Genomic DNA, 14,089 nt, shown 5'->3' on the forward strand with positions numbered 1-14,089 from the left:
AGGAGGGGCAGGCGCACAGGAAGGGTCAGTAGCGTCCTCAGGGGTGGCACGAGGTCTTCCCTTGTCGCCGCTCACCATGAGGGACGGGCTCGGCCGGGTGACGGGCGGGGCAGGTGAGGGGCGGCGCGGGGAAGGAATGCTTCCGCGAGGGGGCACCCGGGGCGTCGGACGGTGGTCGGGTGGGTGACAATGGAGGCTCTGTCAGGGCGGGTTGCATGAGGGGACGCATGTCGGAGGCGGAGCGCACGGGAGCATCCCGGCAGGACGAGAGCGATCGTCTTCTCGCCGGGCGATACCGGCTGGGAGGAGTCCTCGGCCGCGGCGGCATGGGCACCGTGTGGCGGGCCAAGGACGAGACGCTGGGCCGGACGGTCGCGGTCAAGGAACTGCGGTTGCCGGCGCGGATCGACGAGGACGAGAAGCGGCGGCTGATCACCCGGACCTTCCGCGAGGCCAAGGCCATCGCGCGGATCCGGAACAACGGCGCGGTGACGGTCTTCGACGTGATCGACGAGGACAACCGGCCGTGGATCGTGATGGAGCTCGTCGAGGGCAAGTCGCTCGCCGAGGTCATCCGTGAGGACGGGCTGCTCACGCCGAAGCGTGCGGCCGAGGTCGGGCTGGCCATCCTCGACGTGCTGCGCTCGGCGCACCGCGAGGGCATCCTGCACCGCGACGTGAAGCCGTCGAACGTGCTCATCGCCGAGGACGGCCGGGTCGTGCTCACCGACTTCGGAATCGCACAGGTGGAGGGCGACCCGTCCATCACCTCGACCGGCATGCTCGTCGGCGCGCCCTCGTACATCTCGCCCGAGCGCGCCCGGGGGCACAAGCCCGGCCCCGCGGCCGACCTGTGGTCGCTCGGTGGGCTGCTGTACGCGTCGGTGGAAGGCGTGCCGCCGTACGACAAGGGGTCCGCCATCGCGACGCTCACCGCGGTGATGACGGAGCCGATGGAGCAGCCGAAGAACGCGGGGCCGCTGGAGAAGGTCATCTACGGCCTGCTTGTCAAGGACCCCGAGCAGCGGCTCGACGACGCCGGGGCCCGGGTGATGCTCGCCGAGGTGATCCACGCGCCCGAGCCCAAGGAGGACGAGCCGGAGCCGGCGGACGCGACGAAGGTCGTGCCGTTGCCCGAGCTTCCGGTGGACGCCCCTGCCAAGAAGAAGAGTTCGGGCGGCAAGGCCGCGGGCGGGAGCAAGAAGGGCGAGGAGCCGGTGGAGCGGCTCCGCGGGGCGCTGCGTTCCGTGCGGAAGGGCAAGGGGGCTGCGGCTGCGGCGGCGGGTGCTGCCGCGGTGGCCGGAGCCGGGAAGGCCGGTGCGGAGAAGGCCGGTGCCGGGAAAGCCGCAGGCGCCGGGGCACCGACGGCGCCGGAGAAGTCGGAGGGGCCGGACGGCAAGGCCGCCAAGGCCTCGAACCCGAACTCGACCTCAGCCTCAGCCTCAGCCTCGACCTCGGCCGCTCCTGCGGCCTCCCCCTCCCCCTCCCCGTCCCCCTCTCCCTCCGCCCCCGCTTCGCCCTCCTCTTCCCCCGCTGCCGCAGCGGCTGCTTCTGGCTCGGCCGCTGAGGCTGTTTCTCGCTCTGCCTCCGTGGGTGCGGCCGGTTCGGCCAAGGGGCGGAATTCTGCTGCCTCCGAGGTGAACTTCAGTTCGGTGGGCGGGGGTTCGGGTGGTGCGGGGGAGACGCATCCGCGGACCGTGGCGCCGAGGGCGTCGCTCACCGATGTGGTGCCCCGGCGGGCGTTGGTGATCGCCGCCGTGGTCGTCGTGCTGGCCGTGCTGGGCACGATCCTCGCCGTCACGCTCAGTGGCGGCGACGACTCCGGGACCAAGGAGAACAAGGGCGGCGACGACAAGTCGGCGTCCAGCGGGGCGAGTGCGGGCAGCGACACCAAACAGGACGAGAACAGCGGTACGGAAAAGGACAGCGGAGAGAAGACCGACTCCGCCGGCGGGGGCGCGAACACCGGCGGTTCGCCAAGTGCCACCGCTACGAGTGGGACAAGCGGTTCGAACGACGACTCCGGCAGCGGTTCGGGAGACGGCGTCGCTCAGACGTACAAGAGCGGGCAGGGGTTCTCGATCGGGCTGCCCAAGGGGTGGAAGTACGAGTCCACGAGTGCGGCCGGGTCCCGGTTCGCCGGTCCTGACGGGCAGAAGCTGCTGGTCGGGTGGACCACGACGCCCAAGAGCGACCCGGTGGCGGACTGGAAGAACCAAGAGCAGTTCATGCAGCGGTCGCAGTACAAGCGCATCCGAATAGAGAAGGTGGACTACCGCGGCTGGAACACGGCCGACTGGGAGTTCACCTACGAGGACGGCGGGACGCAGTACCGGTCGATAGACCGAGGGTTCGTAGTCGATGACAGCCTCGGATATGGGCTCATGTACACCGCGAAGGGCTCGAAATGGGACACCGAGCTTCGTAAAAATACGTGGCTGACGCTTACGAAGTCGTTCGAACCGAAGTCCTGAGGGGCACGAGATTCCTGAGATCTCGTATCTCCTCACTGTGGGTTGCCTCCGGCACGTATCGTGAGGGGTTGCGGACCGTACGCAGCCACATCTGCAGCCACAACGGGACGCATGGCGAACGGAATTGACCAACCGGGCGGCCGGGGGAGGCATCGTGGACGACTATGCGGGACGGGTACTCGCCGACCGTTACCGTCTGCCGCTGCCACCGTCGGACGAGTACGAACTCGCCGAGACCCGGGCCTTCGACACGTACAGCGGGCAGGAAGTCCTGGTCCGGCAGGTGCCGTTGCCCGAGATCGTCGAGGCGGAGGTGCTCGACGCGGACGGGCTGCCCGACGGGTTCGTGGCCCGGGACGCCGGAGTGCGGCGGCCGTCCGCGCGGACCACACGGCGGCCCACCGAACCGGCGGTGCGGCGTGCGATCGAGGCCGCGCAGGCCGCGGCCCAGATCCCCGACCACCCGCGGCTCGACCAGGTCTTCGACGTGTTCGCCGAGGGCGGGTCGTTGTGGATAGTGAGTGAGATGGTGGCCGCGCGGCCACTGGCGGCGCTGCTCGCGGAGCGGCCGCTGAGTCCGTACCGGGCCGCCGAGGTGGCCTCCGACGTGCTGACCGCGCTGCGGGTGCTGCACGGCCACGGCTGGGTGCACCGGAACATCACCGCGCGCACGGTGCTCGTCTGCGACGACGGGCGCGTGATGCTCACGGGGCTTGCCGCGGGGGCCGCGGAGGAGGCGCTGTGCGGGTACGACCCGGTGCCGACCGCCGACGGTGAGGGCGGGGCGGGCAGTTCCGGAACGGCGGGCGGTCCGCCAGGGCAGGCAGGGCAGACAGGGCCAGCAGGGCAGACAAGTCCGGCCGGTCCGCCTGGTCCCGCAGGCTCGTCCGGGCCGCACGACCGAGTCGGTCAGCACGGGCAGCCTGGTCAGCATGGGCAGTCCCAGCAGGGCGGTTCCGGTGGTGTGCCCGGTGCGCGGGCTGCCGGTGGCGGTCGTGCCGCCGTCGAGGCCGTGCCCGGAGGCGGCGGAGGGCTGTCGCCCGTCCCTCGGGCACAGGCGTCGGCCGCGGGGCAGCGGGCGCTGGACGCCGGCGGTGATGTGCGGGCCGCGCGCGCCGGGGCCATCGCGGCCTACCGCGCGGGCGCGCGGGCAGCGGCCCGGGTGCAGGAGGAGCAGCGCGGCGGCCGGAACGCGGCGTTGCCCGCGCCGCGGCCCCGGCCCGCCGAAGGCGAGGCCGAGGCCGAGATCGGACAGACCTCCGGGCTCGGAGTGGAGCACACCTCGCCGCCGGGGCAGATCGCCGACCCGTACGGGGTGGGGCGGTCCGGTTCCTGGCACGGCGCGGCGCCGCGTCATGGTGCGCCCGAACTGGGCGGGAGCGGACAGAACCAGCCTCCCGCGCTGCCCGGGCCCGGCGCCGGAAGCAGCGGCAACGGCGGCAGTGGGGGCAATGGCGGCGGCGTACCGGGCCACGGTGACGGCACCGGATACCCCGGGAACGGCAACGGCGTGTCCCACACCGGGAACAGCAACGGCATCGCCGGCCACTTCGCCGGCACCCTCGACCCTGCCTACAGCTCGGACCCTGCTTACGGCACGAACTCCGCCTACGGAACGGATCCTGCCCACACCGCAGACCCCGCCCACACCACCACCGGAACCACCACCGAAGCCCCCACCCAGTGGAGCCGGCTGACCGCCGAGACCGCACCCGTCGCCCATCGGGGCCCCGCCACCGCGCTGGCGGCCGAGCGGGCGCGGCAGGCGCGGATGGCTGTGGTCGGACCGGTCACCGAGCGCTGGGCGCCCGAGCAGGCCGGGCCCGTGCACGAGAACTGGCAGTTGGCGGCGCCGATCGGGCCCGCGACGGACCTGTGGGCGTTGGGGGCGCTGCTCTTCCGGGCCGTTCAGGGGCACGCGCCCTACCCCGAGGAGAACACCGCCGAGCTGGTGCAGCTGGTGTGCGCCGAGCCGCCCGCGTTCGCCGAGGAGTGCGGGCCGCTCCGGCCGGTCGTGGAGTCGTTGCTCCGCCAGGACCCCACCGAGCGGCTGGACTTCGAGGAGCTGCGCGGCTGGCTGCGTTCGCTGGTGCGGTCGGCGCCCGAGCCGGAGGCCGGGACGTATGTGGTGGCGGCGCCGCCCGTGGATCCCAAGCGGCTGCCTGTCGTGCGCCGCCGGGGCGAGCTCGTCCGAAGGCGCCGCGCCGGGCTGCCCGACACCAGCCCGCACGGCCGCCACAAGCGGTCCAAGCGGGAGGCCAAGCCCCGCCGGCTCGGCCGCACGCTGCTCCTGCTGATACTGCTGGCCATGGCGGCGGCCGTCGCGTATGCCGTGGCCTTCATGCCCAAGTCCGACAACGCAGGTGAGCGGACGGGGTCCGCGGGGGACGTCGTCAGTCCGGCCCCGGGGCACTCGGCCGACACGGACACCGGCACGGACGGGAACGCGGGCACGGATCCGCAGGACGAGAAGTCGCCGAGCAAGGAGAACAGCCCGACGCAGCCGTCGAGTTCCAGCCCCCAGACCGGCGGACCCGAGGTCGCGCAGGGCTTCACCCTGCGCAAGGACTCCGAGGGTTTCCGCGTCGCGGTCGCCAACGGCTGGGATCGTACGGGGAAGAACGGCCGCGGCCAGATCGTCTACTCCCAGGGCGGCTTCGAGCTGCTGATCGTGCCCGGCCGCGACACGACCAGTGAGTACGGCACCGATCCGATGGCGTACCAGCGTGAGGACGAGCGCGAGTTGCAGCCGTTCCGCGACTCGACGTGGGCCACGTCCAGCGGGATGCGGCGCATCGAGGTGGGCGGACGGACCATGGCCGAGGGCCAGTTCACCTGGCAGGACTCCCAGGGGCGCGAGGTCTTCGTACGCAATCTCGCGATCATCGTCGACGGGCGGTACCACGTGGTGCAGGTGCTCGGTCCGGAGGCCGAGCGGGACGAGGTGACGCGGCTCTACGAGCAGGCGTCGGCGACCTATCAGGCCACCGGCTGAGGACTTTCGGGCCACCGGCTGAGATCTGCCGGACCACTGGTCGGCGTCCGATTGCCGGGCGGTAACCGTCTGTTCACGCTGGGGCGAACCGTCACAGTGCTGTCTCCGTAGGGCCCCGCCGGTTCCCTGGGCGGGGGCCGGTCCTTAGTCTGACCCTGTCAAGAGCATTGCGGGGAAACGTGAATCAGATGCAGGGCCTGCTGCTGTCGGGGCGCTACCGGCTCGTCGACTCCATCGGCAGTGGCGGCATGGGCCGGGTGTGGCGTGCGCACGACGAGGTGCTGCACCGGGCCGTCGCCATCAAGGAGTTGACGGCCGCGCTCTATGTGGCGGACAACGACCGGCCCGTGCTCCTCGCCCGGACCCGGGCCGAGGCGCGCGCGGCCGCGCGGATCAACCACTCGGCCGTCGTCACCGTGCACGACGTGCTGGAGCACGACGGCCGACCGTGGATCGTGATGGAGCTGGTCGAGGGCCACTCGCTCGCCGACGCGGTCAAGGAGTCCGGGCGCGTCGAGCCCCGGGAGGCGGCCCGGGTCGGGCTGTGGGTGCTGCGCGCGCTGCGGGCCGCGCACGCCGCGGGCGTACTGCACCGCGACGTCAAGCCCGGCAACGTACTGCTCTCCAACGACCGGCGCGTCCTGCTCACCGACTTCGGGATCGCGCAGGTCGAGGGCGACACGACGATCACGCGCACCGGGGAGATCGTCGGCTCGGTCGACTATCTGGCGCCGGAGCGTGTACGCGGCCATGATCCGGGTCCTTCCTCCGATCTGTGGGCGCTCGGCGCGACGCTCTACACGGCGGTCGAGGGGAGGTCTCCGTTCCGGCGGACGACCCCGCTGACCACCATGCAGGCCGTGGTCGGCGAGGAGCCCGAGGAGCTGACGCACGCCGGTCCGCTCGCGCCGGTCATCGCCGCGCTGCTGCGCAAGGATCCCGCCGAGCGGCCCGGTCCGGAGGAGGCCGAGCAGATGCTCGCCGAGGCCGCGGAGGGGCGCGCACCCAGTTCGGCGCAGGCCTATGTGCCGACGGAACATGTGGCCGCCTCACCCGAGTCCGTCGAGTCCCCTCGGTCTCCCGAGTCACCCGTGCCCCAGGGCACGTACGGGCCGGCCCATGCCGCCTACGGCCCACAGGGCACGTACGGCGGCCCGCAGGGTGCGCACGGGACCCAGGGAGCCCCTGGCGTTCCCGGCGGCCATGACGCCTACGGCAGCCACGGCAGTCACGGCGGGCACGACACCTACGGCAGCAACGGCCGCCCCGCGCCCGACCCGGCCGTCGCCACCCTGAACCAGCCGGCCGTCGCCGGGAGGCAGCGGCGCAAGGTCAGCACGCTCGTCCTCGTCGTCATTCTGGCCGCGCTCGTGGGCGGCGGAGGCGTGGCGGCGTTGCTGTACGCGGAAGGGTGGGGCAGCGGCAGCAAGTCGACGTCCTCACCCGATCCGTCCTCCTCCACCCCGTCCTCCTCGGGAGGTGCGACGGACGACGGGAACGGGAACCAGACCCCGGACACCGGCACCGGCGGTGTGCCGGACGGCTGGGAGCGCGTAGACGACCCCCAGGGTTTCAGCCTTGTCCTGCCCAAGGGCTGGAAGCGCCAGGTCGAGAACACCCAGGTCGACTACACGCCCGACAACGGCGAGCACTTCGTCCGCATCGCCGTCGACGACTCCCCGGACTTCGACACCCCGTACACGCATCTGCTCGACCTGGAGGAGCAGTTGGGGCGGCTGCGGGACTACCGGCGGGTCAGTCTGGAGGAGAACACCTTCCGCGACCGCCCGGGCGCGCTCTGGGACTTCACCTGGACCGCGCTGTTGAAGGACACCGAGTTCCCCGGCCCGCGCCGGGCCAGCGAGCAGGCGTATCTCAGCCGTGACGGCGTCGAGTACGTGATCTACATGTCCGCGCCGGCGGCGGACTGGGACACCGCGAAGGAACAGTTCGACACGATCCTGCGCAGCTGGCGGCCCCCGGGCGCCCAGTGACCCCGTACGCCCCGTAAGTGCGGCCGGCCCGGCACGTGACCGCGTACGTCGCTTGTCGGCCACCCGCGCCCGGGCATCCCGGAGGGCCTCCGTCCGGTGCGGCATGATGGGGCGCATGGTGACCGAGGGGGACAACGTCCGTGTCATCGCGGGCCGTTACCGGCTGGAGGCCAGAGTCGGCCGGGGCGGTATGGGCGTCGTATGGCGGGCCACGGACCTGTTGCTCGGCCGGCAGGTCGCGGTCAAGGAACTCGTCCTCGACACCTCGCTCTCGGCGGAGGAGTCCCGGCTGCAGCGCGAGCGGACCCTGCGTGAGGCGCGTGCGATCGCCCAGTTGCGGGACCCGCACATCATCGTCGTGCACGATGTCGTGGAGCAGGACGAACGCCCCTGCATCGTCATGGAGTTGATCGAGGGCGGCTCGCTCGCCGAGCGGATCTCCCGGAGCGGGCCCGTGGAGGCGGCCGAGGCGGCCCGGATGGGGATCGACCTGCTGGGCGCGCTGCGCAAGGCGCATGGCGCGGGTGTGCTGCACCGGGACCTGAAGCCCGCGAACGTCCTCCTCACCGGGGAGGGCCGTGTCGTCCTCACCGACTTCGGGATCGCCCAGGTCGCGGGGTCGACGACGCTCACCGAGAACGGGTCGTTCGTGGGCTCGCCCGAATACACCGCGCCCGAGCGGATGTCCGGCGTCAGGACCGGGCCCGAGTCCGACCTGTGGTCGCTCGGCGCGCTGCTCTGCACCGCCCTGAGCGGCGAATCGCCCTTCCACCGCGACTCGTTGGGCGGGATCCTGCACGCGGTCGTGATCGACGAGATACACCCGCCCGCGGCCGCCGCGCCCCTGCTTCCCGTCGTACGGGGTCTCCTTGAGCGCGATCCCGAGCGCAGGCTCGACGCCGTCGAGGCGGAGCGGCTGCTGCGGGCGTTTCTCGACACGGGACGTATGCCGCAGGTGCCGCCCGGCTACAGACCGACCCTGCGGGACGCGCCGAGGCCGCCGCAGCCACCGCACGTGCCGTCGCCTCCACCGGACTCGCCCGTGACATCGCCGATGAGGTCCGTCGCCTCCTCGCGCTCCGCCACGCGGAACGTGCTGATCGCGGTGGCGCTCGTCGCCGCGATGGCCGTGGCGGGCGTGTCGGCGGCCGCGCTGCTGATGGACGGCGACGGAGGCAACGGGCCCCTGTCGCCGACGAGTTCCGTGCCCTCGTCCCGGGTGACGACCACTGCGACGACCACCGCGACAACGACGTCGACGACCGGCCCGGCGGCGAGCGCGCCCCCGGGTCCGGCCACGAGCCCGGCCACCACCGGCCCGGCCACCACGAGCCCTGCGCCCCCGAGCCCCGAGCCCACCGGCACGGTGACCCGCCCGGGATCCGGCGGCGGCGCCCCCTCGGGCACGTGAGTCGTGCCGCCGCGTAAAAGGAACATAAGCGACGCCGTGCGTCACGGGTCTGTGACTGGAAAGCGCCCAGGGTGGCTCCCGAAGCGCTTGCCGCGATAGGGATGGACCCATGAGCAACAACGGGGGAGCCCCTTACGGACCCGACGAACCAACGAGTTTCGGCCTGCAACCGCCGCGGCCGCCCGTCGCCGTGCCGCACCCCGGGAACCCGTACGCCGCGCCCACCCAGGTCGTGCCCGAACAGCAGGCGCCGCAGGAGCCCGGCACCGGTCGGCTGATCGCGGGCCGCTACCGGCTGCTCGGCAAACTCGGTCACGGCGGGATGGGCACGGTGTGGCGGGCGAAGGACGAGACGGTGGACCGGGAGGTCGCCGTCAAGGAGCCGCGCGTACCGGACCACCTTCCCGAGCGCGAACGGGCCAACGTCTTCGAGCGGATGCGCCGCGAGGCGCGCGCCGCCGCCCGGCTCGACCACCCGGCCGTCGTGAACGTCCACGATGTCGCGGTCGTGGACGGCCAGCCGTGGATCGTCATGGAGCTCGTACGGGGACGTTCGCTCGGTGACGCCCTGCAGGAGGGCACGATCGGGGCGCGCGAGGCGGCGAGAATCGGCCTTGAGGTGCTCGGTGCGCTGGAGTCCGCGCACGCGGCGGGCATCCTGCACCGCGACGTCAAGCCCGACAACGTCATGCTGGGCACGGGCGGCCGGGTCGTCCTCACCGACTTCGGCATCGCCCAGATCGAGGGCGAGACGAACCTGACCGACACCGGCGGTTTCGTCGGCTCGCCCGAATTCATCGCGCCGGAGCGGGTGGTGGGCCAGCGCCCGGGTCCGGCCTCGGACCTCTGGTCCCTCGGCGTGGTCCTGTACGCGGCCACGGAGGGCGTGTCGCCGTTCCGCCGCAACAACACGCCCGCGACGCTCCAGTCCGTCCTCAACGCCACGCCGGCCGCGCCCAACGCGGCCACGGGACCGCTGGCCGACGCCATCAACGGCCTCCTCGACAAGGACCCGGCTCGCCGCCCGGACGCCGCGCGGGTGCGCACGCTCCTGGAGCAGGCCGCACGTCCGCCCGAGCCCGCGCCCACGCAGGTCGTACGGATGGCGGAGCCCGGCGGCAGGTCGATCAGGGTCGGCCGCAAGGGGTGGATCGGCATCGGTGCCGTCGTCGTCGCGGCCGCGCTGGCGGCGTACCTGGTGGTCGCGGACCCGTTCGCGGGGACCCTGCCGGACACCTGGAAGAAGAGGGACCTGAAGGCACTGGGCGCGACGATGGCCGTACCGGACGGCTATCAGAAGACCGTGCCCAAGCCCGACGCGGCCAAGGACGAACACTGGGTCCAGTTCACCGACCTGAGCGGCAGCCTCTGGATCAGCCTCACCCTGGCCAAGAGGGCCGAGGACACCAGCGGCGACATCGCCGCGTCGGCGGCGGCCGAGATGTACGACGACGACGCGAGCTACCGTCAGAGCGGCAGCTACGGCATGGACATGGACTCCGAGCCCGCTCCCAGGAGCAACCCCGATCCGACGACGTACAAGGACCGGAAAGCGGCCCTCAACACCATCACCTACCGGACCACGGACACCGACGCCCCTCTTCCGCGCGAGATGCAGGTCCTGTACTACAAGACCAAGTCCGGCGACATGTACAAGCTCATGATCGGCTACCCGGGCGAGGGCGACTTCACCGAGCGCGGGCGCGAGGTCGCGAAGACTGCGATCGCGAACCTGGACATCGACACCCTCTGAACCCGCCGCGCGGACGGGACGCGCAAGCTCCCGCGGCGGTTCGTGCCGGCTCCCACGGCGAGTTCGTGACGGCCCACGGCCCGGTGTTGTGCGGGAACGCGCGTGGTAGCGTCGGTATACAAACTGTATGCGATGTCTGGGGGTTGCCGTGGCGTCCGGTCGGGAGAAGGCCTACGCGTATCTCAAGGACACGGTGCTGACGGACCCCGAGATGCAGGGGGCCTTCGTGTCGGAGCAGGAGCTCGCCGATCGTATCGGTGTCTCCCGCACCCCCATCCGGGAGGCGCTGCTGCTGCTCGCCGCGGAGGACCTGGTCGAGCTCGTGCCCAAGCGCGGTGCCCGGGTGGCACCCCTGACGGGGCGGGAGGTGCGCGAGCTGATGGAGCTGCGCGGCCTCGTCGAGCGGTACGCGGCCGAGCGGCTCGTCGCGGCCGGGCGGGTGCCCCTGGAGGAGCTGCGCGACCTGCTGGAACAGCAGCGCGCGCTCACCGGCGCCGAGGAGACCCGGGAGTTCATCGCAGTGGACCACCGGTTCCACGCGTCCCTGGTCTCGGCCGTCGGCAACACCCTTCTGGACCGGCACTACGACGGCCTGCGCAGCCGCCAGGTCCGCGCCGGGGTGGTCGCCGTCTTCAACCAGCAGGGACGGCAGAAGGCCGTGCTCGACGAGCACGAGGCCATCGTGGACGCCCTCGCCGCCGGTGACGCGCGGGCCGCCTGCGCGGCCATCGACCACCACCTGGAGTCGACCCTCAAGGTGCTGCTCGACGGCTGAAACTCCTCTGAGCGCTGGAGAGCCCGGCGCGCTCAGGGGTAGGTGATCACGAGCATCGTCACGCCGTCCGGCGAGGTCCAGGGCCCGTGCGGCATGCCCGGGGGACGGCAGGCGTACATGCCCGCGGTGAACGTGCGCTCCAGCGTCAGGTCGTACATCGCTCCCTCGACGAGGTAGACCTCCTCCCACACGTCGTGCCGGGCCACGCCCGCGGCCGAGGTGTCGGTGCCCCGCGCCCAGCGGACGAGGGCGGTGCGCCGGCCGCTCTCGGGGGCCTCGGCCAGGACGCACTCCTCGACGCCGGGTCCGGCGCCTGCCGGGGCGCGCCAGGGCCCGTCGGGCCGGTGGAACTCCAGCTCGGGCCCGCTCATCGCGACACCTCGGTCCTGCTCATCGCCACACCTCCGGCCGCCGGTTCGCCAGTACGGACGTCTTCTCGCGGACCGCGCCGACCTCCTCGACGTCCAGCTCCGTCACGAGCAGCTCCGGCTCGGCTCCGAGAGAGGCCCGTACGGTCCCGTCGGGGCCGACCACCAGGCTGTGTCCGATGCCGGTCGGCGCGGGGCCCGGAGGGGTGCCGGGATCGGCCTGGCCGACGGCGGCGACCCAGACGGTGGCGTCCAGCGCGCGGGCCCGCACCAGCAGCTCCCACTGGTCGAGCTTGCCGGGGCCGGCGCCCCAGGAAGCCGCAAGGAGTGTGCCCACCGCCCCGGCGTCGGCGTGCGCCCGGAACAGCTCGGGGAAGCGGACGTCGTAGCAGGTGGCCACGCCCAGGCGGACGCCGTCCACGTCGATCACGGCGGGGCGGGAGCCCGGGGCGACGGTCTCGGACTCGCGGAAGCCGAAGGCGTCGTACAGGTGGATCTTGTCGTACGACTCCTCGACGCCGGGGCCGGTGGCCAGCAGGGTGTTGGCCACCCGTCCCTCGTCGGCCGGGGTGAACATGCCGGCCACGACGACCGTGCCGGTCGCCCGGGCGATCTCGCGGACCCCGTCGGCCCACGGCCCGTCGAGGGGCTGGGCGAGCGGGGCCAGTGGCGTACCGAAGCAGGCCATCGACGCCTCGGGGAAGACGACGACGCGGGCTCCGGCGTCCGTGGCGCGACGCGTCCACTCCTCGATGAGGCGCAGGTTCTTCTCGGGGTCGGGGCCGGTGGTGAGCTGGCCGATGGCGATCCGCACTGCGGTGCCTCCTTGTCCGGGGCGGGTCTGGACGGGGTTGTGTGGCTGTGTCAGCGGGGCAGGGGTACGTCCGCCGCGGCCGGGGGCTTCCGCGCGGCGAGCTCCGCGTCCTCGTCGACGGCGGCCTCGGGGTTGCGGCCCAGGAGGACGCCCACCAGGGAGACCGCGCAGGCGAGAGCGATGTAGACGGCCAGCGGTACCCAGCTGTCGTAGGCGCTCAGCAGGGTGGTGAACAGGAGCGGGGCGATGGCGCCGCCGATGATCCCGGCCAGGGTGTAGGCCAGCGAGGAGCCGGTGTAGCGCAGCCGGGGCGAGAACTGCTCGGCGATGAAGGCGGCCTGCGGTCCGTAGAGACAGCAGTGGATCACCAGGGCGACGAGGACTCCGGCGGCGAGCGGCAGCCAGGAACCGCCGGCGGCCATCGGGAAGAACACGAACGGCCACACCGCGGCGGCCACCGCGGCGACGCCGTACAGCAGGCGCCGGTTGACGCGGTCGGAGAGCGCGCCGGCCAGCGGCATCAGGAAGACCTGGACCGAGGAGCCGATGAGGACGGCCGCGAGGGCGGAGCCGCGCGACATGTCGAGTTCCTGGGTGGCGTAGGTCAGCACGAAGACGGTGAACATGGCGTACAGCACGTCGGGGCCGACCCGGCACAGGATCGCGGCGGTCAGGGCGCGGGGCTGGGTGGTGAAGACCTCGCGGATGGGGGCCTCGGGCCGGGACTTCTCGGCCTCCATCGCCTTGAAGACCGGGGTCTCCTCCAGCTTGGCCCGGATCCACAGCCCGAAGGCGACCAGTACGCCGGAGAGCAGGAACGCCACACGCCAGCCCCACGACTCGAACTGAGCCTCGGTCAGCAGTGCGCCGAGGGCGGCGAGCACACCGTTGGCGAGCAGGTTGCCCGCGGGCGGGCCCACCTGGGCGGCGGAGGCGTAGAAGCCCCGGCGGCGCGGGTCGCCGAACTCGCTGGACAGCAGTACGGCGCCGCCCCACTCGCCGCCGACGCCGACGCCCTGGGCGAAGCGCAGCACGACCAGCGCGATCGGCGCGGCCACGCCGATCGTCCCGTACGCGGGCAGCAGACCGATCAGGAAGGTCGCCACGCCGATCAGGACAAGCGTGGCGATCAGCACCTTCTTGCGGCCGATCACATCGCCGAGGCGGCCGAAGACGAAGCCGCCGAGGGGACGGGAGACGTAGCCGACCGCGTAGGTGGAGAACGCCAGGAGCGTGCCGGTGAGCGGGTCCTCCGACGGGAAGAACAGATCACCGAAGACCAGGGCGGCCGCGGCGGAGTAGACGGCGAAGTCGTACCACTCCAGGGCCGTGCCGGTGAGGCTGGCGACGAAGGCGCGGCGGACGCCGGAGCGCTTCTCCGCGGCCCCGGCGTCGCTCTTCGGGGTGTCGTGCATGGTGCCCATCCTTGCTCGGGGACATCGACCTTCCGGCATACTTCTTGTATACAGGTCGTATGCGCAAGCCCTGCGCCCGAAGTTAACCGT

8 protein-coding genes and 1 pseudogene are annotated in these 14,089 nt (G+C 72.4%); 6 read left to right on the forward strand and 3 right to left on the reverse strand.

The window, feature by feature from the left end:
* Positions 1–227 precede the first annotated feature (227 nt).
* The 6 genes and pseudogenes from ACFWXQ_RS30450 to ACFWXQ_RS30475 all read left to right on the forward strand — a co-directional run bounded on the left by ACFWXQ_RS30450 (position 228) and on the right by ACFWXQ_RS30475 (position 11,402).
* Positions 228–2,474 (forward strand): serine/threonine-protein kinase, encoded by a 2,247-nt coding sequence (locus ACFWXQ_RS30450; RefSeq protein ID WP_383941814.1) that lies wholly within the window; start codon positions 228–230, stop codon positions 2,472–2,474.
* Between the two features lie 154 nt (positions 2,475–2,628).
* Positions 2,629–5,469, forward strand: a complete 2,841-nt coding sequence (locus ACFWXQ_RS30455; RefSeq protein ID WP_383941781.1) for a protein kinase — start codon at positions 2,629–2,631, stop codon at positions 5,467–5,469.
* Positions 5,470–5,657: 188 nt separating this feature from the next.
* A complete protein-coding gene (locus tag ACFWXQ_RS30460; protein ID WP_383941811.1) occupies positions 5,658–7,463 on the forward strand; it encodes a protein kinase in 1,806 nt (601 codons plus the stop codon).
* Between the two features lie 115 nt (positions 7,464–7,578).
* Positions 7,579–8,826 (forward strand): annotated as a pseudogene (locus ACFWXQ_RS30465) (serine/threonine-protein kinase); the annotation flags it as partial.
* Between the two features lie 157 nt (positions 8,827–8,983).
* Positions 8,984–10,627 carry a serine/threonine-protein kinase gene (locus tag ACFWXQ_RS30470; RefSeq protein WP_383941779.1) on the forward strand — a complete coding sequence of 548 codons (1,644 nt, stop codon included), beginning with the start codon at positions 8,984–8,986 and terminating at the stop codon, positions 10,625–10,627.
* 148 nt (positions 10,628–10,775) lie between these two features.
* Positions 10,776–11,402, forward strand: coding sequence for a GntR family transcriptional regulator (locus tag ACFWXQ_RS30475; protein ID WP_383941809.1), 627 nt, complete (start codon positions 10,776–10,778; stop codon positions 11,400–11,402).
* Positions 11,403–11,434: 32 nt separating this feature from the next.
* Here ACFWXQ_RS30475 and ACFWXQ_RS30480 read toward each other — a convergent pair whose 3' ends face one another.
* Genes ACFWXQ_RS30480 through ACFWXQ_RS30490 form a run of 3 tightly spaced genes read right to left on the reverse strand, consistent with a single transcriptional unit; the run spans position 11,435 to position 13,999 of the window.
* A complete protein-coding gene (locus ACFWXQ_RS30480) occupies positions 11,435–11,773 on the reverse strand; it encodes a cupin domain-containing protein (protein WP_383941776.1) in 339 nt (112 codons plus the stop codon).
* A 19-nt stretch (positions 11,774–11,792) separates the two neighbouring features.
* A complete protein-coding gene (locus ACFWXQ_RS30485; RefSeq protein ID WP_383941773.1) occupies positions 11,793–12,584 on the reverse strand; it encodes a carbon-nitrogen hydrolase family protein in 792 nt (263 codons plus the stop codon).
* A 50-nt stretch (positions 12,585–12,634) separates the two neighbouring features.
* Positions 12,635–13,999: an MFS transporter gene (locus ACFWXQ_RS30490; RefSeq protein ID WP_383941770.1), complete on the reverse strand. Its 1,365-nt coding sequence runs from the start codon at positions 13,997–13,999 to the stop codon at positions 12,635–12,637.
* Between the last annotated feature and the right edge of the window lie 90 nt (positions 14,000–14,089).

It is taken from the genome of Streptomyces sp. NPDC058697 (assembly GCF_042715345.1).
Taxonomy (GTDB): Bacteria; Actinomycetota; Actinomycetes; order Streptomycetales; family Streptomycetaceae; genus Streptomyces; species Streptomyces liliifuscus.

What these genes read in the sequence shown, in the direction of transcription:
- ACFWXQ_RS30460 (WP_383941811.1), top strand. Translation starts at nt 5,658, where the DNA reads ATGCAGGGCCTGCTGCTGTCGGGGCGCTACCGGCTCGTCGACTCCATC.
- ACFWXQ_RS30490 (WP_383941770.1), bottom strand. Translation starts at nt 13,999, where the DNA reads ATGCACGACACCCCGAAGAGCGACGCCGGGGCCGCGGAGAAGCGCTCC.
- ACFWXQ_RS30480 (WP_383941776.1), bottom strand. Translation starts at nt 11,773, where the DNA reads ATGAGCGGGCCCGAGCTGGAGTTCCACCGGCCCGACGGGCCCTGGCGC.
- ACFWXQ_RS30450 (WP_383941814.1), top strand. Translation starts at nt 228, where the DNA reads ATGTCGGAGGCGGAGCGCACGGGAGCATCCCGGCAGGACGAGAGCGAT.
- ACFWXQ_RS30470 (WP_383941779.1), top strand. Translation starts at nt 8,984, where the DNA reads ATGAGCAACAACGGGGGAGCCCCTTACGGACCCGACGAACCAACGAGT.